Here is a 23,799-nt window from a genome sequence, read left to right as displayed (position 1 = left end):
CCGACGAATTAGCCCTTCACCGACCCGGCCGTTAACCCGCGCACGAAGTATTTACCCGCCAGCACGTAGACGATGAGGGTCGGAAGCGCGGCGATCATCGCCGCGGCCATATTGACGTTGTACTCGCTCACCCCGGTCGAGGTATTCACCAGGTTGTTGAGTGCAACGGTCACCGGCTGGGTGTTGTGCCCGGAAAACGCGACGCCGAACAAAAAGTCGTTCCAGATCTGGGTGAACTGCCAGATGATCGACACCACGATGATCGGCGCCGAGACCGGCACCAGGATGCGCCAGAAAATGCGAAAGAACCCGGCGCCGTCGAGCTTGGCCGCCGAGACCAGCTCGTCGGGAATGCCCACATAGAAGTTACGGAAAAAAAGCGTGGTAAACGCGATACCGAACACCACGTGGACCAGTACCAGGCCCGCCCGTGAGCTCGAAAGCCCGAGCCAGCCAAGGGTTTGCGCCATCGGCAACAACACCACCTGGAACGGGATGAAGCAGCCAAAGAGCATCAGCGCGAATACCAGCTCCGAGCCCTTGAAGCGCCACTTGGTCAAGGCGTAGCCGTTGAGTGCGCCCACCGTGGTCGAAATCAACACCGCCGGAATCACGATGGCGAAGGAGTTCCAGAAGTAGCCCCCCACCCCTTCGCAGCGCATGCCGGTGCACGCCTCGCCCCAGGCCTTGGTCCAGGGCGCCAGGGTTGGGTTTTGCGGCAGCGACAAAAGCGAGCCGGCGGTGATCTCGGACAGCGGTTTGAAGGAGGTCATCAGCATCACGATCAGCGGCAGCACGTAGAAAAGCGCGGCGATGATCAGCACCAGGTAAAGCGCCCCCCGCCACAGGCGCGCCGCGGGGGACTGGCGGCGAATCACGTTAGCCATGCTTTCGGCTCCTTAGTTCGGAGTAGAGATACGGAATCAATATCGCCAGCACGCCGCCGAGCATCAGCATGGCGCTGGCGGAGCCCAGCCCGATCTGGGCGCGATTGAAGGCGTGGGTGTACATGAAGGTCGCGGGCAGGTCCGTGGCGTAGCCGGGCCCGCCGCCGGTCAGCGCCACCACCAGGTCGAAGCTCTTGATGGCGATGTGCGAAAGAATCATCACCGCGCTGAACACCACCGGGCGCAGGCACGGCATGACCACGCGCCAATAGATGCGCGGCAGGCTCGCCCCGTCGAGCTGGGCGGCCTTGATGATGCTGTCGTCGATACCGCGAAGCCCCGCCAGAAACAGCGCCATCACGAAGCCCGAGGCCTGCCAGACCGCGGCGATCACTAAGGTGAAGATGGCCATGTTCGGGTCGACGATCCAATCAAAACGAAACGACTCGAACCCCCAGCTGCGCACCATGGCCTGGATCCCCAGCTGCGGATTCAGAAGCCACTTCCAGACCACGCCGGTGACGATGAACGAAAGCGCCATCGGGTAAAGATAGATCGTGCGAAGCGCCCCCTCCTGGCGGATTTTTTGATCCAGCAAAATCGCCAGCACGGCCCCGAGCACCAGGCACACCGCGACGAACAAGACGCCAAAGATCATCAGGTTGGTCGAGGCCACCCACCAGCGGTCGTTGGCCATGAGCCGCGCGTACTGGCCAAAGCCAACGAAGTCGTAGCTTGGGAGCATCCGCGAGCTGGTCAGCGAGAGCACGAAGGTCCAGAGCATGAAGCCGTAAACGAAAAACAGCGTAATGGCAATGGAGGGGGCCAACACCAGCCGCGGAAGCCAGCCTTGTAGCCAGCCGGAAACCGTCGGCCGATGGGCCTTGGGCAAAGTTGTGTCGCTCATAGGGAGTTTGCCTGTCAGCGTGGCGCCGCCGGGCGGCGGCGCACCTTGATCAAAAGGCTTTTAGAAGGAAGCAGCCTGCGCGGCACTCACCAGGCGCTCGGCGGCTTGCTCGGCGGGCATGTCGGCGTCGTTGAAGTAGTTGGTGACGACATCGAAGATCGCCCCCTGGATATCGGCGCGCACGGCCATGCCGTGGGACATGCTGGGCACCAGGCCGCCCTCTTCGGCGGTGCGCTGGAAATCGGCCAGGGACTGCTCGGCACAGCTGTCGAATTCGCTCATGTCCAGGTCCGGGCGCGCGGGAATCGAGCCCTTGGCCAGGTTGAAGGCTTCCTGGAAGGTAGGCTCGAGCACCAGCCGCGCCAGCGCCTGCTGGGCTTCGCGCTCGTCATCGTCGCTGACGCGGAACATGGCGAGGCTGTCGATATTGAACGAGAAAGCGTCCGCGCTTCCCGGTGCCGCGGCGCAAAGGTAGTCCTCGCCGGCGGTGAGCCCGGCGGCGGTGAATTCACCCTTGGCCCAATCCCCCATCAGCTGAAAGCCCGCGTCCCCCTCGATCACCATATTGGTGGCGATGTTCCAATCGCGTCCGGGCATGCCGTCGTCCATCAGCTCGCGCAGGCGCTTGAAGGTCTCCAGTGCGCTGATCATTTCATCGCTACCCAGCGCCTCAGGGTCGAGCTCCACCAGCGACTGGCGATAAAAATCCACGCCCTGGCTTCCAATCACCACGCTCTCGAACACGGTGGCGTCCTGCCAGTCCTGGCCGCCGTGGGCCAGCGGCACGAAGCCCGCCTCGCGGATCGCCTCACCGGCGGTGAAGAGCTCGTCCAGGGTCGTCGGCATCTCGACACCGGCGGCGTCCAGCACCTCCGGGTTCGCCCACAGCCAGTTCACCCGATGCACGTTGGCGGGTACGGCCACGTATTGGCCGTCATAGCGCATGATATCGGCGACCACCTCGGGGAGCAGGTCGTCCCAGCCCTCCTGCTCGGCCACGTCGTCCAGATCGCCCAGCAGGCCAAGCTCGCCCCACTCCTGAATTTCCGGGCCCTTGATTTGCGCCGCCGACGGCGGGTTGCCGGACATGGCGCGGGATTTGAGCACCGTCATGGCGGTTTCGCCGCCGCCGCCGGCCACGGCGAAGTCTTCCCAGCCGTAGCCTTCGGCTTCAAGAAGCTCCTTGAGCACGTTGGCCGCGCGCGCTTCGCCGCCGGAGGTCCACCAGTGGAGGACCTCGACGTCGCTTGCCTGGGCAGAAGTAGTCGCGGCCAGCGCAAGCGCGAGGCTGAGGGCGGACTGGCGCATGGAGGGTAAACGCAATGTCGACATGATGACTCCTGGCGTTGTTATTGTCGGATCGTTTTTTTATAGATCGCTTGTGCGAACCGTTTGAGTGAAACACTCGTTTGAATCGTTTGTCTGAATCGTTCGAGGGAATGGTTACACGTAGCGCTTACTGCAGAGTACGCCGCAATACCTGCAAACGGGAGTTACCCTTTACTACATAGTCCTGGGGTTTTCTTACAAACCTGTAATAGGCGCGTGGCGCAACAGCACCAGGGTGGCGACGAGCCCGCCTTGTGGATGATTGGCCAAGGTGATATCGCCGCCGTGGGCGCGGGCGATATGCCGGGCGATGCCCAACCCAAGGCCACTGCCGCCGGTGTTGCGGCTACGCGAGGCTTCCAGGCGCACGAACGGTGAAAAAACCCGCGCCCGTTGGTCTTGAGCAATACCGGGGCCGGCGTCGTGAATACGTAGCGTGATTTGCTCGGGCGTATCGCTTATGTGCACCGTCGCGCGCTTGCCGTAGAACACCGCGTTTTCCAGGAGATTGGCCAGGCAGCGCTTGAGCGCCAGCGGCTTGGCCGTAAGCGGCGCGGCCTGGCCTGTCACCCGGACCTCGCCACCCTGCAAGCCAAGCTCGTCGGCAAGCGTTGCGGCCAGGGCGGTGATATCCACCGCGGCGGGGTCTTCGTGCAGATCGAGCCCCTTTACCGAGGCAAGCGCGCCTTTGACGAGCTCGCCCAGCTCATCGAGCGAGGCGCAAAAACGCTCGCGCTGAAGTGGGTCGTCGAGCATTTCGGCGCGCAGGCGCATCCGGGTGATCGGCGTTTTAAGGTCGTGGGAAATCGCCGAGAAGAGCCGCTCGCGCTCGTCGAGCTGCTCGCGTATGCGCCGCTGCATACGGTTGAACGCCACCGCGGTGGCGGCGACCTCTTTGGGGCCGCTCTCCTTGAGCGGCGGGCGGTCCAGGTCATCGCCGAGCTGGCGGGCGGCGCTGGAGAGTCGCGCCAGCGGCCGAGTCACGCTGGTAATGCCCCAAAAGGAGAGCGCCAGCACGCTCATCAAAACCAGCAAGCCCACCAGCAGGCGCTCTTCGGAAAGCCAGCGGTAGCCGTTAAAGATATCCGGCACGCCCAGTAGCGTGGCCACGTAAAGCCACATGCCCGGGGCAAGCTCGAGCTGTACCACCAGAATCGGCGGCGACAGCGGCTCCATCAGCAGGCTGTGCTGACCCCAGCGCGGCGGTAAATCGTGAAGCAGCACTTCGTTGTTGAAAACGCGCAGGGTTTCCGGCCGCGAGAACTCGACCACGACGTCGTCGATGGCCAGTTCCTGGGTCAAAATACGATGCACGTTACCCACCACCAGCGCTTTTTCGGCGCCGCTGCCGATATCGGTCACCGGAATACGCCGCTCGTTGACGCTGACGAAAAAGCGCGTTCCGCCCATGTTGCGTAACTGGTCGAGCACGATATGGCGGTAGTCCACCGGCAGCGAACGGAAAAACTTCATGGTGGAGGCGATGCTCAGCGCCATGTTGTTGGAAAGCTCGTCGAGCTGTTCGAGCTGGCTAGCGCGCACCTGGGAGCTCCAGAGCGCGTAGCTCGCCGCCTGGGCCGCCAGCACCCCGGCAATCATGATGATCACGAAGCGCCCGCGCAGCGTACTCGGCAGACAGCGTTTCAAGACGCCTCTGAGCGTGCTCACACGACGGCTTCGACCTGGGCGGTGAGCACGTAGCCCGCGCCGCGCACGGTGCGAATCAGCTGCGAGTGCTGGGCGTCCTCACCCAGGCGCTGGCGCAGCCTGCAAACGTGAACGTCGATGGAGCGATCCAGCGGCGGCGCGTGGCGCCCGCGTGACAGCGTATAAAGGTCGTCCCGAGTGATCACCGTGGCTGGGCGCTCGAGAAACACCTGCAGCAATTGAAAGTCCGCCCCGGAGAGCGACGTATGCGCCCCGCCCTGGTCCACCAGCTCGCGGGTGGTGCGATCGAGCTGCCAGGGGCCAAAGCGCACCCAGCGGGCGTGGCCGGGGCTGGGTGGCTCGGAGCCGGCGCGAGTGCGCCGCAGCACCGCTTTGATGCGCGCTAAAAGCTCCCGGGGGTTGAAGGGCTTGGCCATATAGTCGTCGGCGCCCAGCTCCAGGCCGAGAATCCGGTCGGTTTCATCACTGCTTGCGGTGAGCATGATGATCGGCATATCGCCCTGGCGGCGAAGCGCCCGACAAACGGCGAAGCCGTCGTCGCCGGGCATCATCACATCCACCAGCACCAGACTCGGCGTTTGCTCGTCCAGTGTGGCGTAGAGCGACTGGGCATTGTCGGCGGTCAGCACCTGGTAGCCGTGGCGGCCCAGGTAATCCGCCAGCAGCTCGCAAATTTCCGGGTCGTCGTCGACGATCATGACGCAATCAGGCACGTGGGTCATAGTAGCGGGCTCCCTCTCTTTTATTATCGTCGTTATTATCTTTTTCGCGCTAGATAATGGTGGAGAGCCCTGCCGACCACAAGCGGCTATCGACTAAGGTGGTAACCCGATCACAGCCGTTGGCTCAAAGCCCAAAGCGCTCGCGCAAAAGCGCGGCGACCCCGGCTTCGCCGTGGTGGCCTATTTGACGGCCACGCCCCAAGCGCCCGGCCATTTCCGGGTGGGCGTTGGCCATGAAGTGCGCCTCGCCTGCCAGGCTCAGCATTTCGATGTCGTTCAAGTTATCGCCAAAGGCCAGGCACTGCTCGGCCTCGACGCCCAAACGTTCGAGCAGCGCTTTCAAGGCGACGCCCTTGTTGACGTTACCCGCCATGATCTCGAGCGACTCCGGGGTCGAGTAAGTGACGTGCAACTCGCCGTCGCTAATGTCGCGCACCGTTGCCTCGATCTTTGCAAGCGCCTTGGGCTTGCCGCCGTAAAGTACCTTGCCGATGCCCTCGGCGGGCATGTTGGCCGGCGAAACGACCTGATAGACGAAGCCCGTGGCGGCGTGCATGGCCAGGTGCCCAGGCGAGGCGGCATCGATGTACCAGGCGTCGTCCACATAAAGGCTCAACCGGACATCCGTCGGGCGCGGTAGATCGATCAAGGCGCGGGCCTTTTCAGGCTTCACGTGGTGGGCGCTCAGCAGCGTATCGTCGGGCGCGTGGGTGTAGGCCCCGTTGCTGCTGATCAGGTGCATGGGCACATTGAGCTCATCGCGAAACACCCGCATGTCCAGGTAGTGGCGGCCGGAGGCCAGGGTCAGATGGTGGCCCTGCTCGACCAGGGCGCGCAGCACCTCCTTGGTGCTCTCGTGCAAAACGTGATCGCTTCCTAAAAGCGTTCCATCCAAATCGGAAACAATCAGCCGGGGGGTCATCGCACGCTCCTCTCAAGTGGTCGCTCTTGGGGGTTTATAAGGGTCTTTCAGCTTAACCGATTATACAAAGCGCGGGTAAGTCATTGACCTTACGCCCGCGCGGCGACTTCATCGCGGCGGGTAATTGGCGCGGTGAGCGGGAATCCGTATAGTGGCAGGCTACTCTCGCCAACTGATTGAACACATGCTGCAAAATAACTCCGCGCTTGCCCAGCTCAAGCAACAGATTCGTGATACCACGCCCCGCGTCGAAGGCGTGATCAAGGCCACCGAAAAAGGTTTCGGCTTTCTCGAAACCGAAGGGGGCGAGTCCTATTTCGTGCCGCCCCCCGCCATGAAGCAGGTGATTCACGGCGACCGCGTCGAGGCGGTGATTCACGAAAACGGCGACAAGAAATCCGTCGAGCCGGAAAAACTGCTCGAAGCCGGGCTCGACCGCTTCGTGGCTCGCGTTCAAAAGCGCGAAGACCGCCTGGCCGTGGTGCCGGATCATCCCTCGATTCGCAACGTCATCAAGTCGCGCATCAAGAACAGCCTCGATGAATCGACCATCGCTGACGGCGACTGGGTCGTCGCGCGGCTGGTGCGCCACCCGATGAAAGAGAACGACCGCGGCTTTTTCGCCCAGATCGACGAGCTGGTGGCCAAGTCCGACAACCCGGCGGTGCCGTGGCGCGTGACCCTGGCCCGCCACGCCCTGGAGCAGGCAAGCCCGGAGGCCGGCAACGACTGGCCGCTGCGCGATGAAGGCCTGACCCGGGAAGATCTTACCGCCGAGCCCTTCTTCACCATCGACGGTGAAAAGACCAAGGACATGGACGATGCGCTGCGCATCACCACCCGCGACGACGGCGGCTGGGATTTGTCGGTAGCGATCGCCGACCCGACCGCTTATGTCGACGAAGCGCACGCGGCGGACCTGGAAGCGCGCGTACGTGCGTTCACCGTTTACCTGCCGGGCCAGAACGTCACCATGCTGCCCGAGCAGCTAGCCGACGATCTCTGCTCGTTGTGGGAAGGCAAGAGCCGCCCGGCGCTGGCCTGTACGCTGACCATCCACGCTGACGGCCAGCTGGGCGACTACCGCTTCTTCGCCGCCGACGTCCAGTCCCATGCCAAGCTCGTTTACGACCGGGTGTCGGATTGGATCGACGGTGAAGGCGACTGGGCGCCGGCGGACAACATCGCCGAGCAGCTCAAAGCGCTTCAGGCGCTGACCGAGGCGCGCACCGCCTGGCGTAACGAGCACGCGCTGGTCTTCAAGGACCGCCCGGACTACGTGTTCGAGCTCGACGAAGCCGGTAACGTGCTGGCGATCAACACCGAAGATCGCCGCATCGCCAACCGCATGATCGAAGAGTCGATGATCGCCGCCAACGCCTGCTGCGCGGACTTCCTCGCCACCAACATCGGTCACGGTATCTTCAACGTGCACCGCGCGTTCGAGCCGGACAAAGCCGAAGCCGCCCAGGAGTTTTTGGCCGGCCAGGAGATCGAAGTAGCCCTCGAGGCGCTGACCGACTTGGACCACTACAAGGATCTTAAGCGCGCACTGGAAAGCCGCGACGACGCCTGGCTCGATGCCCGCCTGCGCCGCTTCCAGGGCTTTACCAGCATGTCCGCCCAGCCCGGGCCGCACTTTGGCTTAGGCCTGGCCGCCTACGCCACCTGGACCTCGCCGATTCGTAAGTACGGCGATATGGTCAACCACCGCTTGATCAAGCGCGTGCTGAAAGGCGAGCAGGCCCCGGCCGAGGCGAGCCAGGCGCTCACCGAGCAGCTCACCGAGCGCCGTCGCCTGAACCGCATGGCCGAGCGTGACGTGAAAGACTGGCTCTACGTGCGCTTTTTGACCAGCGCCGCCCAGAACCAGGATGGCTTCGACGCGGAAATCATCGCGATCAACCGCGGCGGCATGCGCGTTCGCCTGGTCGAAAACGGCGCCACGGCCTTCGTCCCGGCTCCCTTGATGCATAGCGACCGCAGCAAGGTGGTGATCGACGACAAGGAAGGCCGCATCCAGATCGAGGGTGAAGAGCGTTACAAGCTCGGCGACAGCCTGCGCGTGCAGCTCACCGAGGCCCGCGAAGAGACCCGCTCGCTGGTGGCCAAGCCCGCCGAGTAACCCCGTACCGGTCTCCGCATAGAGCAGCGGCGCCAAAGGCGCCGCTGCTTTTTTATACGCCACCCCCCGGCGCCCCACCCGACTCACCATTCACGACTCACGACTCACGACTCACCATTTACGACTCACCATTCAGCTGATGCTCAAAGAAAAAGCGCAGCATCTCCTTCGAGGCATCCGGCCCTTTGGGGTCGGTGTAGCTTCCCCGAGCGCTACCCCCCGCCCAGGCGTGGCCCGCGCCGTGAATGCGCCACTGCTCCAGGCGCGTTTCGCCCTGGGCGTCGCGGTGGACCGTGCGCGTATAGCCGTGGCCGCCAGCCACCTGCCCTGCCTTTGCATCGCCGGGTGTGGCTTTGCTGGCGACATATTGGTTCGCCACGCGCTCGGCGTTGTTCAGGTGCACGGTACTGTCACGGTCCCCGTGGAAGATGATCGCCGGCACGTTCGAGGCAAAGCCTTCACTCGCCCCGCCCGGTGCCGGTCTTCCGCCCTGCATGGCCGCCAGCGCATCCGGCAGGCTCTTGGCCACGCCATGAGGCAACCCCGAGTGCACGCCCACCGCGGCGAAGAGCTCCGGGTAGGTCATGGCAAGCGTAGTCGCCATGGCGCCGCCGGCGGAGAGCCCGGCCACGTACACCCGGGCGGCGTCGAGCCCGTGGGTATTGACGATCTCCCGGGTCATCCCCGCCAGCACTTCAGGCTCGCCGCCTTCGCGGCGCTGGTCGCCGGCCTTGAACCAGTTCCAGCACTTCGAGGTATTGGCGCTTTGCGGCTGAGCCGGGTAGAGCACGCAGAAGGTTTGCGCCTCGGCCAGCGCGTTCATTTGGGTGCCGGCGGCGAAGTCGTCCGGGTTTTGGGTGCAGCCGTGGAGCATGACGACCAGGGGCAGCGCCTGGCCGTGGTAGCCGCTGGGCATATAGAGTTTATAGTCCCGGGTACCGGCGCGGTTTTCAAAGCGCCCCGCGGTGAAGGCACCGGGGCTGGGCGTTTCGTGCGCGGCCGGTGCCTGCGGCCCGGTGCCGGCTTGAAAGCCCGCCCACTGATCGCGAAAGCGAAAGCCCTGGCGCTTGTGCCCCGACCCCGGCGAGGCCGATGTGAACGCCGTAAACGTCTTTTCGCCGATCGTCTCGCAGGTACTTTCGAACACATTGCCCTCTTGAGCGGCCGCCGGTGTCGCCTGGCGCTCGGGCATCGGGTCCTGGCCTTGCAACAGCTGCATGGCCTCGGAAAGCCTGCCGGCGCGGGTCAGCCGCGTCGCTTCTTGCATGCGTTGGGTCATGGTGGCATCGATCATGGTCAAAGCCCTCGTCAATACATCAGTGGATGCGACCTGCCAGAGCGGCCTTGACCGCTTTGCTTGCATGCAGGGCGCCGAGCACGACGACGGATTCGATCGTCGCGGCGGCAAGTTCCGGCGTTACATCGTCGGCAATGGTGGCAAGTCCCAGCACCTGGATTTGCAGGGTTTCGCCATTGGCCTTTAGCGCTTCGAGATCCGCGCGGCTGTAGTGTTCAAGCCCCAGCACGAACGCCTTGCGCGAGACGGTCTCCTTGACGACGTCGGCGTGGCTTGCCAGCTGGTTGCGAATGGCGGTACGGATCAGATCGGTTCGGTTGGAGTAAAAGCCCTCCTGCACCAGCAGGTCGATTTGGCCCAGATCGACGACGCCCAGGTTGATGGTGATTTTCTCGTTGGTGTCGCCGGGCTTGCGGCGCAGTTCATGTACGCTCATGAGCGCTCCTATCGGGTGAGAAGCTATTTTCAATCCCTATGGATTCCATATACCATCCACATGGATGTCATATTAGGTGGTATTGGGGTTTAAGCAAGGTTTTTCGCAAGCGACAGAGTTTGCGGCGCCCAAAGCATAGCCGCCCTGTCGCATAACTGACTTATTCGTTGGCTATGGTGATGAATGACCCTTGTGTGGCGCGGAGACGACCTTGCATATTGCCGATATCACCATGTTTCACGCCCCGGCCAGCGGCGGCGTGCGCACCTACCTGCAAGCCAAACACCGCGTACTACAAAAAGCCGGTGCCCGCTGTAGCCTGCTGGTACCCGGCGCCGAGCGCGATAGCCTGGGCGAGCACCATACGCTGCCTGCCCTGCGCCTTCCGCTGGGTCAGGGTTACCGGTTTCCGCTACGCGGCGCGCCCTGGCGGGATGCGCTGATCGAACTAGCGCCGGACATCATCGAGGCCGGCGACCCCTACGTGACCGCCTGGGCCGCGCTGGGCGCTGGTCAGCGTTTGGGCGTGCCGGTGGTCGGGTTTTACCACTCGGATTTGCCGCGACTGATGGGCGACCGCTTCGGGCGGCGTGTCGAGCGCCGCTTGATCCGCTACGTGGCCGATCTCTACCGCCGCTTTGACAGCGTGCTCGCCCCTTGCCAGGCCATGGCCGACCGCCTCACGCAGTGGGGTGTAGAGAACGTGCGCGTGCAGCCATTGGGGGTGGATCTCGAGCGGTTTCATCCCGACCACTTCGACCCGCACCTTCGCCGCCGCCTGGGCATCAATGAGAACAAGCGCCTGCTCATTTTCGTCGGCCGCTACTCCCGGGAGAAGAACATCGACGTGCTGCTGGCCACCATGAAACGCCTGGGGCCGGACTACCACCTGCTGCTGATGGGCCCCGGGATGCCCACCCGCGTGCCGGACAACGTCACCGCAGTCAGCCGCTGTTGCGGCGTGCACGAGGTGGCCGCCGCACTTGCCAGCAGCGACGCCCTGCTCCACGCCGGTACGCGGGAAACCTTTGGGTTGATTGCCCAGGAGGCGATGGCCAGTGGCCTGCCGGTCATCGGCGCCCGCGCAGGCGCCTTGATCGAGAACGTGCCCCTGGGCGGCGGCGTGCTGTGCCCGCCGCTCGACCCCACCGCCATGGCTCAGGCCTGCAGCGCGCTGTTCGATAACGACATCGCCGCCAGCGGGCGCTACGCGCGCCACTACGTCGAGCGTCGCTTCGGCTGGGATGTAGTGATCCACCAACTATACGAGCACTATCGAGCGCTACATCAAAGCGAGCCGGCCCATGCCCGCCCCCGCATTCATACAAGGTAAATCCCGATGGCGACCGCGTCCGTTGCACGCGGTGCTGCTGCTCATCGCACTCATCACACCGCTACTGCTGACATCGCTTGCCGGCGGGCGGGCCGCGCTTGGCCATGTACAGGCGTTCCCGCTGGGGCTTTTGGCGCTCATGGTGGCAACGGCCGCTGTCTGCTGGAACCTGAACGCGCTCAGGCTTCGGCTGATGCTCGGCGCTCACCCAGGCGCGCCTAATCAGGCGGGCGCGCTGGGTATCGAGCTTGCCGCCAAGTTCGCGCTGTGCGCCACCCCGGGCGGCAGCGGCGGCCCGGTCACGATGCTGGCGCTTCTGGCAAAGCGCGGTGTGCCCCCGGCCAGGGGCACGGCGATGTTTCTGATCGACCAGGGGTGCGACTCGCTTTTCTTTCTGACCATGCTGGGTGTGGCGGTGGCCGCCACGCTGACCGGTATCGTCGACTGGCCCCACCAGGGGCTTATTCAGGCCGCCCTGCTCGCCCTTGGCGCGTTACTGGTGAGCGTGGCGCTGGCCATCGTTTATCTGCCCAGGCTTTTACGCCTGCGCCCGGCGGCGCGGCCCAACGCCGTTAAAAGGCGCTGGCTCATTCGGCGGCTGCTGCGCTGTCGTCACGCGCTGCGGGTCACACTACACCTGCCCGGGCGAACGCTTGCTGCGATACTGCTGCTCACCGCGCTGCACTGGGTACTGCGTTATAGCCTTTTGTACATGGCGGTGCTGGGTGTGGGCGGCCAAGCGGAGTGGCTCTGGACATTTCTGGTGCAGATGCTGGCCATGGCGGCCAGCCAGCTGAGCTTTCTGCCCGGCGGTGCCGGGGCGGCGGAGCTTGGCGTGGGCACGCTTTTACTGCCGCTGATGGCGCCGGAGCAGGTCGCCGCGGCGGTACTGGTCTGGCGGCTGGTGAGCTACCACCTTTATTTGGCCGTGGGGGCCCCGGTGTTCGTCGTGCTCGGCTCACGCTGCCTGCAACGCCGCGGCTAAGTTTTACAAAACACAGATACAAAAAAGGGCACCCGAAGGTGCCCTTTTTGCGCTTTCCTACCGACAAGCGCCTACCTCGACCGGCCTGACTTACCAGCCGGTGGCTTCTTTCAGCGCGTCGCCGATTTCGGCCAGCGAACGTACGGTTTTGACACCCGCCGCTTCGAGAGCGCCGAACTTGTCGTCCGCCGTGCCTTTACCGCCGGAGATGATCGCACCCGCGTGGCCCATACGCTTGCCAGGAGGGGCGGTAACGCCTGCGATGTAGGCAACGACCGGCTTGGAGACGTTGTCCTTGATGTACGCCGCCGCTTCTTCTTCCGCGGTGCCGCCGATCTCGCCGATCATGACGATCGCTTCGGTCTTCGGGTCCTTCTCGAACATCTCGAGGATGTCGATGAAGTTGGAGCCCGGGATCGGGTCACCACCGATGCCGACACAGGTCGACTGGCCGAAGCCGTGGTCGGTGGTCTGCTTGACCGCTTCATAGGTCAACGTACCCGAACGGGATACGATGCCGACACGGCCCGGCTGGTGGATATGGCCCGGCATGATGCCGATCTTGGTTTCGCCAGGCGTGATGACGCCGGGGCAGTTCGGGCCGATCAGGCGAACGCCGAGCTCGTCGCATTTTACTTTCGCGTCGAGCATGTCGAGTGTGGCGATACCTTCGGTGATGCAGACGATCAGCTTGATGCCGGCGTTGGCGGCTTCAAGGATGGAGTCTTTACAAAACGCGGCCGGTACGTAGATTACGCTGGCTTCGGCGCCGGTTTGCTCGACTGCTTCCGCGACGGTGTTGAACACCGGCAGGCCCAGGTGCGTCTGGCCGCCTTTGCCCGGCGTTACACCGCCGACCATTTGCGTGCCGTAGGCAATCGCCTGCTCGGAGTGGAACGTGCCCTGGCCACCGGTGAACCCTTGGCAGATGACCTTGGTGTTCTTATCGATCAGGATACTCATTACTTGCCCTCCGCTGCTTTGACAACCTGCTGAGCCGCGTCGCTCAGGCTGGTGGCAGCGATGATGTTCAGACCGCTGGACGCCAGTTTCTCGGCACCCAGCTCGGCGTTGTTACCTTCCAGACGCACAACGACCGGCACGTTGACACCGACCTGCTCGACGGCACCAATGATGCCTTCGGCGATCATGTCGCAGCGCACGATACCGCCGAAGATGTTGACCAGCACGGCCTTCACGTTGTCGTCGGACAAAATGATCTTGAACGCTTCTGCCACGCGCTCTTTGGTCGCGCCGCCGCCTACGTCCAGGAAGTTGGCCGGCTTACCGCCAGACAGGTTGACGATGTCCATGGTGCCCATGGCCAGGCCCGCGCCGTTGACCATGCAGCCGATGTTGCCGTCGAGGGCTACGTAGTTGAGCTCCCACTTGGCCGCGTCGGCTTCGCGCTGGTCTTCCTGGCTCGGATCACGCATCGCCTGCAGGTCCGGATGACGGTACAACGCATTGCTGTCGAGGCCCAGTTTGGCGTCGAGGCAGTGCAGGTTGCCTTCATCGGTGATGACCAGCGGGTTGATTTCCAGAAGCGCCAGATCCTTGTCGTGGAACAGCTTGGAAAGCCCCAGGAAGATCTTGGTGAACTGCTTGATCTGGTCGCCTTTAAGGCCCAGTTTGAAAGCGAGTTCGCGTGCCTGGTAGGGCTGTGCGCCGACCAGCGGGTCGATCTCGGCTTTCAGGATCTTTTCCGGTGTCTCTTCGGCGACCGTTTCGATGTCTACACCACCTTCGGTCGAGGCCATGAAGACCACGCGACGGCTGGTACGGTCGACGACAGCGCCCAGATAAAGCTCATCGGCGATATCGGTGCAGTTCTCGACCAGAATCTTGGCAACCGGCTGACCTTTTTCGTCAGTCTGGTAGGTGACCAGGTTCTTGCCCAGCCACTGCTCGGCGAAGGCCTTCGCTTCCTGGGGGTCCTTGATCAGCTTCACGCCGCCCGCTTTACCGCGGCCGCCCGCGTGGACCTGGGCTTTGACTACCCACATCTCGCCGCCGATTTTTTTGCACGCTTCTACCGCTTCTTCTGGCGTGTCCACGGCAAAGCCCTTGGACACCGGCAGACCATAATCAGCAAACAGCTGCTTGCCTTGATACTCGTGAAGGTTCATCGATTCATGCCATTGGTTGCATGTGACTCGAACGACAACCGGTGCCGAGCACCGGCTGTCCCCGTGCTATCAGCTCGGCAAGCCGGGCTGATAGCGTTGCGCCACCGGAAGGTGGCGCCTGGTCGTTACTAGAATTACTTGCGTTTTTTACGGTTCGCCATGTGGATGGCGTGCCCGTCCACGGCCAGTGCGGCTTCGTGAACCGCCTCGGACATGGTGGGGTGGGCATAGCAGGTCAGCGCCAGATCTTCGGCGCTGGAGCCGAACTCCATCGCGATCACGGCCTGAGCGATCAGCTCGCCGGCATGCTGGCCAACGATGTGAACACCCAGGATGCGATCGGTTTCTGCATCGGCGATGACTTTCGCGCTACCTTCGGTGGCGTTGTTCGCCATGGCGCGGCCGCTGGCGGCAAACGGGAAAGTACCGGTTTTGACTTCGATGCCCTTGGCCTTGGCATCCTGCTCGGTCATACCGACCCAGGCCACTTCCGGGGCAGTGTAGATCACGCAGGGAATGGCGTCATAGTTCATCTCGGCTTTGTGGCCGGCGATGATATCCGCCACCATGATGCCCTCTTCCGAGGCCTTGTGCGCCAGCATCTGACCGCGTACACAGTCGCCGATCGCGTAAACGCCCGGCACGTTGGTGCGGCACTGGTCGTCGACGAAGATGAAGCCACGCTCGTCGAGCTCGATGCTGACGTCGTCGGCGATCACACCCTTGGTGTACGGGCGACGGCCAACGCAAACGATCAGCTTGTCGAAGGTGATTTCCTGCTCGCCTTCGCCGTCGGTGTACTTGACGACGACTTCATTGTCTTTCACTTCGGAACCGGTCACGCGGGCGCCGAGTTTGATGTCCAGGCCCTGCTTTTTGAGAAGCTTCTGGGTGTCCTTGGCAACGGTCGTATCGACCATCGGCAAGAAATCGTCCATCGCTTCGAGCACGGTGACTTCAGACCCCAGGCGGTTCCAAACGCTACCCAGCTCGAGACCGATAACGCCGGCGCCAATCACGCCCAAACGCTTCGGCGCTTCCTTGAATTCAAGCGCGCCGGTAGAGTCGACGACCAGGTCTTCGGTCAGCGGCGTGGGCGGAATTTCGACCGGCACCGAGCCCGCCGCGATCACGATGTTCTCGGCTTCGTACTTGGTCGCGTTACCGTCGAGATCGGTGACTTCGACCTGCTTGTTACCTACGACTTTACCGGTACCGTCGATCGCGGTGACGCCGTTGGCCTTGAAAAGGCCTGAGATGCCGCCGGTCAGGTTCTTAACGATGGTGTCTTTACGCGACATCATCTTGGTGATGTCCATGCTGACATCGCTTGCCTGGATACCCAGGTCGTCGAAGTCGTGCTTGGCTTCGACATACTTGTGCGAGGCTTCCAGCAGCGCCTTGGACGGGATACAACCCACGTTCAGGCAGGTGCCGCCGTGTACCACGTTGCCTTCCTTGCCAATCCACTTCTCGACACAGGCAACGTTCAGCCCGAGCTGGGCCGCGCGAATGGCAGCGACGTAGCCGCCGGGGCCGGCACCGATAACGATTACATCAAACTTGTCAGCCATGTTGGCTCCTTCCGCTTGGTGACGCTTTGTCTGGATCAATGCATACGCGTCGATCAAATCATGGACAAAGGGCCGTGTGCGATAACATAAAAACGCTCGAACTCAAGGTTCTCTCACCCGATCACGCGGCCAGGGTCAGCCCCTGGCCGCGGGCATCGTTACACGTCCAGCAGTAGGCGCGCCGGGTCTTCCAGCAGTTCCTTGATGGTGACCAAAAACTGAACCGCGTCCTTACCGTCGATCATGCGGTGATCGTAGGAGAGCGCCAGGTACATCATCGGGCGAACCTCGACCTTGCCGTTGACCGCCATCGGGCGCTCCTGGATCTTGTGCATACCCAGAATGGCCGTTTGCGGCGGGTTGATGATCGGCGTGGAAAGTAGCGAGCCGAAAATACCGCCGTTGGTGATGGTGAAGGTACCGCCCTGCATTTCGTCGATGCCGAGCTTGCCATCGCGGGCCCGCTTGCCGAAGTCGACGATGCCTTTCTCGACATCGGCGATCTTCATGGCGTCGGTGTCACGCAGTACCGGTACGACCAGACCGCGGTCGGTGGACACGGCAACGCCGATATCCTGGTAACCGTGGTAGACGATCTCGTCACCGTCAATCGAGGCGTTGACATCCGGGAAGCGCTTGAGCGCCTCGGCGGCGGCCTTGACGAAGAAGCCCATGAAGCCGAGCTTGACGTCGTGAGCCTTTTGGAAGGTGTCCTTGTACTGCGCGCGCAGGTTCATGACCGCGCCCATGTCCACCTCGTTGTAGGTGGTCAGCATGGCGGCGGTTTGCTGCGCTTCGACCAGACGCTTGGCGATGGTCTTGCGCAGGCGCGTCATCGGTACGCGCTTCTCGGCGCGCTCGCCTTCGGCGGCGGCCGGGGCCGCAGCGGCTTTCTTCGCTGCCGGCGCGGAGGACTTGGCGGTTTTCTTGGCGCTGCCGTCTTTCACGGCCTTCTGAACGTCTTCTTTCAGAACGCGGCCGCCCTTGCCGGTGCCTTCGATCTTGGCAACGTCCAGGTCGTTTTCGGCGATCATCTTGCGCGCCGCCGGGGCCACGATCTTGTCGCCTACTTTCTCGTCGGCGCCTTCATCGTCGCTGGTGCTATCGGCGCTGTCATCGCCTTTGCTTTCGCTTGCGCCGCTGTCGCTACCGCCGCCTTCGGAGAAGATCGCCAGTACGGCTTCGGACTCGACCTGGCTGCCCTCTTCGGCCTTGATTTCGGCAAGCGCGCCATCGGCGGGTGCCACGACTTCCAGCACGACCTTGTCGGTTTCGATGTCGGCCAGCACTTCATCGCGCTTGACCGCTTCGCCGACTTTCTTGTGCCAGGTGGCCACGGTGCCTTCCTGAACGGATTCCGGGAAGCTCGGCGCTTTAACATCGTGCTGCTTACCGCCGCCGGCTTTCTTCTCTTCTTTCTTGTCGTCTTGCTTGTCTTGCTTGGCGCCGTCGTCTTTAGCGTCGCCGCCGTCCTCTTTCTCGGACTTTTCGGCTTTCTCTTCAGTCTTGCCGCCGCCGCTTGCTTCGCCGATCTTGCCCAGTACCTGCTCGGACTCGACGGTGTCGCCCTCTTCGGCCATTACCTCGGAGAGCGTACCGGCTTCTGGTGCCACGACCTCGAGCACCACCTTGTCGGTTTCGATCTCAACAATTAGCTCGTCGCGCTCAACGCTGTCACCCGGCTTTTTGTGCCACGCGGCTACCGTGCCTTCGGCAACGGATTCCGGAAAGGTTGGCGCTTTGATATCAGTAGCCATGTCATTTCCCTTAATAGGTTCTCTAAACCCGGTGGCGCTTATAAATTAAAAGCGTCTTCCACCAGCTGGCGCTGCTGTTCTGTATGAACGGACATGTAGCCTGCCGCGGGAGCCGCAGAGGCCGGACGTCCTGCAAATTTCAATTCGCGGCCAAAGCCGTTTTTGAGCGTATCCGCCGCAATCCGCATGTGGTGCTGGCTGGGGTACCAGGCGCCCTGGTTCATCGGCTCTTCCTGGCACCAGACGATGTCTTCCAGATTGGGATACGTCTCGAGCACTTCCAGAAGCTCGTCCTTCGGGAACGGGTAGAGCTGTTCCAGACGGATGATCGCCGTATCGTTGCGCTCGTTTTCAGCACGCCAGTTGGCGAGATCGTAATAGACCTTGCCGGCACACATGATGACCCGCGTCACCTCCTCCGCCGGGCGATCCGCCTGGTCCGGCAGCACCATGTGGAACTTGCCTTCGGCCAGATCTTCAAGGCTCGATACCGCCTCTTTATGGCGCAGTAGCGACTTGGGCGTCATGACGATCAACGGCTTGCGTAGCGGGCGAATGACCTGACGGCGCAGCAGATGGAAAATCTGCGCCGGCGTGGTCGGTACGCACACCTGCATGTTGTGCTCGGCGCACATTTGCAAAAACCGCTCCAGACGCGCCGAGGAGTGCTCGGGCCCCTGACCTTCGTAGCCGTGGGGAAGCAGCATGGTCAGACCACAAAGCCTTCCCCATTTGGTCTCGCCAGAGGAGATGAACTGATCCACCACCACCTGAGCGCCGTTGAAGAAGTCGCCGAACTGGGCTTCCCAAATGACCAAATCGTTGGGCGCGGTGGTCGAGTAGCCGTACTCGAAAGCCAACACGGCTTCTTCCGAGAGGATCGAGTCGTGAATGGTGAAGCGCGGCTGACCGTCCTTGATATTTTGCAGCGGCACGTAGGTGCTGCCGTCTTTCTGGTTGTGAATCACGGCGTGACGGTGCGAGAAGGTGCCGCGGCCCACGTCCTGGCCGGTAATACGGATCGGATGGTTCTGATCCACCAGCGTTGCGTAGGCCAGCGTCTCGGCAAAGCCCCAATTCACGCCCATACCGCCCGCCTGCATTTTGCGTCGGTCTTCGTAGATCTTGCCGACCTGGCGCTGCACGTCGATCCCGTCCGGAATCTCGCACATCTTGGCCGCCAGCTGCTGAAGGCGCTTCATGTCGATGGAGGTATCCGTGTCGCCGGACCACTCGTGGCCCAGATACGGCGCCCAGTCGACGAACAGCGACTTGTTGGGCTCCTGCACCAGCGCGTTGGCAACGTGGTTACCGGCGACCAGATCGTCGCGGTAGGTTTCGACCATTGCCTTGGCATCGTCTTCCGAGAGTACGCTCTGCTCGACCAGGCGCTGCGCGTAGAGCGTGCGCGAGGAGGCGTGATCCTTGATCTTGGCGTACATCATCGGCTGGGTGCCGGAGGGCTCGTCCGCTTCGTTGTGGCCGCGGCGGCGGTAGCACACCAGGTCGATCACGACGTCTTTCTTGAACTGCTGACGATAGTCCAGCGCCACTTGCGTTGCGTGAATCACCGCGTCCGGGTCGTCGCCGTTGACGTGGAAAATCGGCGCCTGAACCATCTTGGCGATATCGGTACAGTATTCGGTCGAGCGGGCGTCTTCCGGGTGAGAGGTCGTGAAACCCACCTGGTTATTGATCACGATATGGACCGTGCCGCCGGTCTTGTAGGCGCGGGTTTGAGACATCTGGAATGTCTCCATCACCACACCCTGACCTGCAAAGGCCGCGTCGCCGTGTACGTTGATCGGCAGTACTTTGCTGCCGTCTTCATCCTGGCGGCGGTCCTGGCGTGCGCGAACCGACCCTTCGACCACCGGTGCTACGATTTCCAGGTGCGACGGGTTGAACGACATGGCCAGGTGGACTTCACCGCCGGGGGACATGACGTTCGAGCTAAAGCCCTGGTGGTATTTGACGTCGCCGGAGCCGCGCTCGATGACTTTCTTGCCATCGAACTCGTCGATCAAATCCGCCGGGTTTTTACCCAGAATATTGACCAGCAGGTTCAAGCGCCCGCGGTGGGCCATACCGATGACGACTTCCTTGGTACCGTAACCACCGGCGCGCTGGATCAGCTCGTCCATCATGGGTACGAAGGTTTCGCCGCCTTCCAGGCCGAAACGCTTGGTGCCCGGGTACTTGGAGGCCAGGTAGTTCTCCAGGCCTTCCGCCGCGGTCAGGCGTTCGAGCACGTGCTTGCGCACGTCGTCACTGAACTTGGGCGCGCTTCTTACCGACTCGAAACGACGCTGCAACCAGCGTTTCTCTTCGGTATCGACAATGTGCATGATCTCGCAGCCGATGGAGCGACAGTAGGTCTGCTCCAGCGCTTCGACGATATCCCGAAGCGGGGCCTTGTCGATGCCCAGAAAGAAAGAGCCGGTTTGAAATTCGGTATCGAGATCCGCTTTTGAAAGCTGGTGAAAGGACAGATCAAGATCCGGAATGGGGGTAGGATTACGCAGACCCAGCGGGTCGATATTCGCCTTTTGATGGCCACGAAAGCGGTACGCGTTGATCAACTGCAGGACTTTGACCTGCTTTTTGTTCTCACCACCGCTTGCCTGGGCAGCGCCCTGGGCCGGGCGGTTTTCGCGCCCTAGCTGGTAGAACTGATCACGGATGGGGCTAAGTGGAACATCCTGGGAGGCACTGTCATCGGACTTACGCAGCTCGTCAAAATAACGGCGCCATTCGTCGGTGACAGAATCGGGATCGTCGAGGTACTGCTCGTAAAGCGCTTCCACGTAGTGAACATTGCCGCCACTAACGTGAGAGGAACGCCACATCAACTCCATTATGCCTTGTTGCATCTCTCGGTCACCCTACACTGATGGGGTGGTATCGGCATCACTGCAAAATGCAGCGACATCGCTGTTGCCCTGCCGGCGGGGCGAAACGTTAGCCGGCGGCACCGGCACAGGCCGGGAACCTTCACGTGGTTCGATATCTAGCAATTCGCTTTCAGTTCATGCTCAAAAGCCGGTACAAGGGCACCGGCTTTTAAACGTGGCTGATTGATACTGCGACGCGGCGTCGCACCACATGATATATACCATGATAACAAGCGAAGCGCCGGGATTTAAGTAGCTTTGTACGACAACCGGCACTTCACTTGCTTTTTTCTAAAAGATTAAACGGTTACGTGGCGTCAGCCAGCAACATTTCACGAATTTTACCGATCGCGCGGGTCGGGTTGAGCCCTTTGGGGCACACCGCCACGCAGTTCATGATGCCACGGCAGCGGAACACGGAGAACGGGTCTTCCAGGTCCGTCAGGCGCTCGCGGGTCGCGGTATCACGGGTATCCGCCAAAAAGCGGTAGGACTGCAACAGTCCTGCCGGGCCAACGAACTTGTCCGGATTCCACCAAAACGACGGGCACGAGGTCGAGCAGCACGCACACAGAATGCACTCGTACAGGCCGTCGAGCTTGTCGCGGTCTTCCGGCGACTGCAAACGCTCGATGGCGGGCGGCGTGGTATCGTTTTGCAGGTACGGCTCGATGCGCTCGTACTGCTTATAGAAGATACCCATATCCACGACCATGTCGCGGATAACCGGCAGGCCCGGCAGCGGACGCAGAGTCAGCTTACCGTTTTTGACCACATCGGAAAGCGGCGTAATGCACGCAAGACCGTTTTTGCCGTTCATGTTCATGCCGTCGGAACCGCATACGCCTTCACGGCAGCTGCGGCGAAACGCCAGGCCGCTGTCCTGCTCTTTCATGATGTGCAGAACGTCGAGGACCATCAGGTCACGGTCTTTCGTGTCGACCTGAAACTCCTGCATGTACGGCGCGGAGTCGGTTTCCGGGTTGTAACGGTATATCGATACCTGAAGATTGGACATAGTGACTCCCTCGTCAGTGCGAAGACTGGTTCAGCGCAAAATTAGTAAGTACGAACCTTCGGCTCGAACGTATCAACGGTTTTCGGCTTGAAATTGACGTCGCGCTGCTTGAGCTCTTTGGTGAGCGGGAAGTAGAGCGAGTGCTTCAGCCAGTTGACATCATCACGGTCTGGATAATCATAGCGCGAGTGGGCACCACGGCTCTCTTTACGCTCGAGGGCAGCAATCGCCGTTGCTTCAGCCACTTCCATCAGGTTGTCGAGCTCGAGCGCTTCGACACGCGCCGTGTTGAACGCGTTGGACTTGTCCGGCAGGTGCGCGTTGGCAATACGCTTGCGCAGTTCAGAAAGCCTCTGAACACCTTCCTGCATATTGTCTTCTTTACGGAACACGCCGAAGGAGTTCTGCATGATGTCCTGAAGCTCGGCTTTAAGCTCCGGAATGCTCTCGCCGCCTTCGGATTCGTTCCAGCGCGTAATACGCTTCATGGCGGTTTCGATGTCGGACTCGGTAGCGTCCAGGTACTCGATACCTTCGTTCAGCGCGCCTTCGATGAACATACCCGCCGCGCGGCCGAAGACCACCAGGTCGAGCAAGGAGTTGCCGCCCAAACGGTTAGCGCCGTGAACCGATACGCAGGCCGCTTCGCCACAGGCAAACAGGCCGTTGACGATATGGTCTTTGCCGTTTTCGTCCTGGGTGATCGCCTGGCCGTGAACGTTGGTGGGGATACCGCCCATCATGTAGTGGCAGGTCGGCACGACCGGGATCGGGTCCTTGGCCGGGTCGACGTGTGCGAAGGTCTTGGAAAGCTCCACGATACCCGGGAGGCGCTTGCCCAGTACTTCTTCGCCCAGGTGGTCGAGCTTCAGGAAGACGTGGTCTTCTTTATCGCCACAACCGCGGCCTTCGAGGATTTCCATGACCATGGAACGTGCAACGACATCGCGACCCGCCAGGTCTTTCGCGTTGGGCGCGTAACGCTCCATGAAGCGCTCGCCGTCCTTGTTGACCAGGTAACCACCTTCGCCACGACACCCTTCGGTGACCAGCGTACCCGCTCCGTAGATACCGGTGGGGTGGAACTGCCACATCTCCATGTCCTGCATGGGGAAGCCCGCACGCAGCGCCATGCCGATACCGTCGCCGGTATTGATCAAGGCGTTGGTGGTCGAGGCGTAGATACGACCCGCGCCGCCGGTCGCAAGTACCGTGGCCTTGGATTTAACGTGAACGACTTCGCCGGTTTCGATGCACATGGCGATACAGCCCACGACGTCGCCTTCGGCGTTCTTGACCAGATCGACCGCGTACCACTCGTTCAAGAACGTCGTGTTGTTCTTGAGGTTGTTCTGATAAAGCGTGTGCAGCAGCGCGTGGCCGGTACGGTCGGCCGCAGCGCAGGTACGTGCCGCCTGACCGCCTTCGCCGAAGTTCTTCGACTGGCCGCCGAACGGACGCTGATAGATACGGCCTTGATCAGTACGCGAGAACGGAAGCCCCATGTGTTCGAGTTCGAACACTGCTTTCGGGCCTTCGGAACACATGTACTCGGCGGCGTCCTGGTCGGCGATATAGTCGCCCCCCTTGACGGTGTCGTACATGTGCCAGCGCCAATCGTCATCCGGGTCGGAAGAGGCGATCGCGCAGGTAATGCCGCCTTGGGCGGACACGGTGTGCGAGCGAGTCGGGAACACTTTCGAAAGAACCGCTGTCTTCTTACCGGATTTGGCAAGTTCCAGAGCAGCGCGCAGGCCAGAGCCACCGCCACCAATGATAATGGCGTCAAACGTCAGGCTACGAAGGTTAGACATGG

18 protein-coding genes are annotated in these 23,799 nt (G+C 62.0%); 3 read left to right on the top strand and 15 right to left on the bottom strand.

Going from position 1 to position 23,799, the window contains the following annotated elements; translation table 11 throughout:
• Positions 1-8: 8 nt before the first annotated feature.
• From ACWHVV_RS05365 to ACWHVV_RS05340, 6 genes are all read right to left on the bottom strand, one after another.
• Positions 9-887, bottom strand: a complete 879-nt coding sequence (locus tag ACWHVV_RS05365) for a carbohydrate ABC transporter permease (RefSeq protein ID WP_447928431.1) — start codon at positions 885-887, stop codon at positions 9-11.
• The gene (locus ACWHVV_RS05360; protein ID WP_447928430.1) at positions 880-1,794 is read right to left on the bottom strand and encodes a carbohydrate ABC transporter permease; all 915 of its coding nucleotides are present in this window, start codon (positions 1,792-1,794) and stop codon (positions 880-882) included. Before ACWHVV_RS05360 ends, ACWHVV_RS05365 begins: the two co-directional genes overlap by 8 nt.
• 60 nt (positions 1,795-1,854) lie before the next feature.
• Positions 1,855-3,126, bottom strand: a complete 1,272-nt coding sequence (locus tag ACWHVV_RS05355; protein ID WP_447928429.1) for an ABC transporter substrate-binding protein — start codon at positions 3,124-3,126, stop codon at positions 1,855-1,857.
• Positions 3,127-3,318: 192 nt separating this feature from the next.
• Entirely contained in the window at positions 3,319-4,722 is a 1,404-nt protein-coding gene (locus ACWHVV_RS05350; protein ID WP_447929120.1) for an ATP-binding protein, read from the bottom strand.
• A 65-nt stretch (positions 4,723-4,787) separates the two neighbouring features.
• The gene (locus tag ACWHVV_RS05345; RefSeq protein WP_447928428.1) at positions 4,788-5,513 is read right to left on the bottom strand and encodes a response regulator; all 726 of its coding nucleotides are present in this window, start codon (positions 5,511-5,513) and stop codon (positions 4,788-4,790) included.
• Between the two features lie 124 nt (positions 5,514-5,637).
• Entirely contained in the window at positions 5,638-6,435 is a 798-nt protein-coding gene (locus ACWHVV_RS05340; protein ID WP_447928427.1) for an HAD family hydrolase, read from the bottom strand.
• Between the two features lie 184 nt (positions 6,436-6,619).
• On the opposite strand from ACWHVV_RS05340, the gene ACWHVV_RS05335 reads away from it, so the two are divergent.
• Complete coding sequence (locus ACWHVV_RS05335; RefSeq protein ID WP_447928426.1) at positions 6,620-8,560, top strand: exoribonuclease II; 1,941 nt, start codon at positions 6,620-6,622, stop codon at positions 8,558-8,560.
• A 118-nt stretch (positions 8,561-8,678) separates the two neighbouring features.
• On the opposite strand, the gene ACWHVV_RS05330 is transcribed toward ACWHVV_RS05335, so the two are convergent.
• Positions 8,679-9,854, bottom strand: a complete 1,176-nt coding sequence (locus ACWHVV_RS05330) for an extracellular catalytic domain type 1 short-chain-length polyhydroxyalkanoate depolymerase (RefSeq protein WP_447928425.1) — start codon at positions 9,852-9,854, stop codon at positions 8,679-8,681.
• Between the two features lie 22 nt (positions 9,855-9,876).
• Positions 9,877-10,293, bottom strand: a complete 417-nt coding sequence (locus ACWHVV_RS05325; protein ID WP_447528142.1) for a CopG family transcriptional regulator — start codon at positions 10,291-10,293, stop codon at positions 9,877-9,879.
• A 211-nt stretch (positions 10,294-10,504) separates the two neighbouring features.
• Between ACWHVV_RS05325 and ACWHVV_RS05320 the strand changes: the two genes are divergently transcribed.
• Positions 10,505-11,626 carry a glycosyltransferase gene (locus tag ACWHVV_RS05320; protein WP_447928424.1) on the top strand — a complete coding sequence of 374 codons (1,122 nt, stop codon included), beginning with the start codon at positions 10,505-10,507 and terminating at the stop codon, positions 11,624-11,626.
• The gene (locus ACWHVV_RS05315) at positions 11,598-12,611 is read left to right on the top strand and encodes a lysylphosphatidylglycerol synthase transmembrane domain-containing protein (protein WP_447895471.1); all 1,014 of its coding nucleotides are present in this window, start codon (positions 11,598-11,600) and stop codon (positions 12,609-12,611) included. Before ACWHVV_RS05320 ends, ACWHVV_RS05315 begins: the two co-directional genes overlap by 29 nt.
• 90 nt (positions 12,612-12,701) lie before the next feature.
• Here the strand turns inward: ACWHVV_RS05315 and sucD are convergent, their stop codons facing one another.
• From sucD to sdhA, 7 genes are all read right to left on the bottom strand, one after another.
• On the bottom strand, positions 12,702-13,574 hold the full coding sequence (sucD, locus tag ACWHVV_RS05310; protein ID WP_447528139.1) for a succinate--CoA ligase subunit alpha: 873 nt from the start codon (positions 13,572-13,574) through the stop codon (positions 12,702-12,704).
• On the bottom strand, positions 13,574-14,740 hold the full coding sequence (gene sucC, locus ACWHVV_RS05305) for an ADP-forming succinate--CoA ligase subunit beta (RefSeq protein ID WP_447528138.1): 1,167 nt from the start codon (positions 14,738-14,740) through the stop codon (positions 13,574-13,576). The genes sucD and sucC overlap by 1 nt, the downstream gene beginning before the upstream one ends.
• Before the next feature lie 134 nt (positions 14,741-14,874).
• The gene (gene lpdA / locus ACWHVV_RS05300) at positions 14,875-16,314 is read right to left on the bottom strand and encodes a dihydrolipoyl dehydrogenase (protein WP_447928423.1); all 1,440 of its coding nucleotides are present in this window, start codon (positions 16,312-16,314) and stop codon (positions 14,875-14,877) included.
• 158 nt (positions 16,315-16,472) lie between these two features.
• Positions 16,473-18,071, bottom strand: a complete 1,599-nt coding sequence (gene odhB / locus ACWHVV_RS05295) for a 2-oxoglutarate dehydrogenase complex dihydrolipoyllysine-residue succinyltransferase (protein ID WP_447928422.1) — start codon at positions 18,069-18,071, stop codon at positions 16,473-16,475.
• A 38-nt stretch (positions 18,072-18,109) separates the two neighbouring features.
• Positions 18,110-20,944, bottom strand: coding sequence for a 2-oxoglutarate dehydrogenase E1 component (locus tag ACWHVV_RS05290; protein WP_447928421.1), 2,835 nt, complete (start codon positions 20,942-20,944; stop codon positions 18,110-18,112).
• A gap of 328 nt (positions 20,945-21,272) precedes the next feature.
• Positions 21,273-21,983 (bottom strand): succinate dehydrogenase iron-sulfur subunit, encoded by a 711-nt coding sequence (locus ACWHVV_RS05285; protein WP_447528134.1) that lies wholly within the window; start codon positions 21,981-21,983, stop codon positions 21,273-21,275.
• Positions 21,984-22,024: 41 nt separating this feature from the next.
• Entirely contained in the window at positions 22,025-23,797 is a 1,773-nt protein-coding gene (gene sdhA / locus ACWHVV_RS05280) for a succinate dehydrogenase flavoprotein subunit (RefSeq protein ID WP_447928420.1), read from the bottom strand.
• Between the last annotated feature and the right edge of the window lie 2 nt (positions 23,798-23,799).

The sequence above is a fragment of the Vreelandella sp. EE27 genome, assembly GCF_968206495.1.
The sequence above is the reverse complement of the archived record's forward strand: the minus strand, read 5'-3'. Positions and strand labels throughout refer to the sequence as shown.

Bases quoted from the DNA above. Each gene is read 5' to 3' on its own strand.
- lpdA (WP_447928423.1), bottom strand. From the start codon at position 16,314: ATGGCTGACAAGTTTGATGTAATCGTTATCGGTGCCGGCCCCGGCGGC.
- ACWHVV_RS05285 (WP_447528134.1), bottom strand. From the start codon at position 21,983: ATGTCCAATCTTCAGGTATCGATATACCGTTACAACCCGGAAACCGAC.
- ACWHVV_RS05335 (WP_447928426.1), top strand. From the start codon at position 6,620: ATGCTGCAAAATAACTCCGCGCTTGCCCAGCTCAAGCAACAGATTCGT.
- odhB (WP_447928422.1), bottom strand. From the start codon at position 18,071: ATGGCTACTGATATCAAAGCGCCAACCTTTCCGGAATCCGTTGCCGAA.
- sucC (WP_447528138.1), bottom strand. From the start codon at position 14,740: ATGAACCTTCACGAGTATCAAGGCAAGCAGCTGTTTGCTGATTATGGT.
- ACWHVV_RS05325 (WP_447528142.1), bottom strand. From the start codon at position 10,293: ATGAGCGTACATGAACTGCGCCGCAAGCCCGGCGACACCAACGAGAAA.
- sucD (WP_447528139.1), bottom strand. From the start codon at position 13,574: ATGAGTATCCTGATCGATAAGAACACCAAGGTCATCTGCCAAGGGTTC.
- ACWHVV_RS05350 (WP_447929120.1), bottom strand. From the start codon at position 4,722: ATGATTGCCGGGGTGCTGGCGGCCCAGGCGGCGAGCTACGCGCTCTGG.
- ACWHVV_RS05340 (WP_447928427.1), bottom strand. From the start codon at position 6,435: ATGACCCCCCGGCTGATTGTTTCCGATTTGGATGGAACGCTTTTAGGA.
- sdhA (WP_447928420.1), bottom strand. From the start codon at position 23,797: ATGTCTAACCTTCGTAGCCTGACGTTTGACGCCATTATCATTGGTGGC.
- ACWHVV_RS05315 (WP_447895471.1), top strand. From the start codon at position 11,598: ATGCCCGCCCCCGCATTCATACAAGGTAAATCCCGATGGCGACCGCGT.
- ACWHVV_RS05345 (WP_447928428.1), bottom strand. From the start codon at position 5,513: ATGACCCACGTGCCTGATTGCGTCATGATCGTCGACGACGACCCGGAA.
- ACWHVV_RS05290 (WP_447928421.1), bottom strand. From the start codon at position 20,944: ATGCAACAAGGCATAATGGAGTTGATGTGGCGTTCCTCTCACGTTAGT.
- ACWHVV_RS05360 (WP_447928430.1), bottom strand. From the start codon at position 1,794: ATGAGCGACACAACTTTGCCCAAGGCCCATCGGCCGACGGTTTCCGGC.
- ACWHVV_RS05330 (WP_447928425.1), bottom strand. From the start codon at position 9,854: ATGATCGATGCCACCATGACCCAACGCATGCAAGAAGCGACGCGGCTG.
- ACWHVV_RS05355 (WP_447928429.1), bottom strand. From the start codon at position 3,126: ATGTCGACATTGCGTTTACCCTCCATGCGCCAGTCCGCCCTCAGCCTC.
- ACWHVV_RS05365 (WP_447928431.1), bottom strand. From the start codon at position 887: ATGGCTAACGTGATTCGCCGCCAGTCCCCCGCGGCGCGCCTGTGGCGG.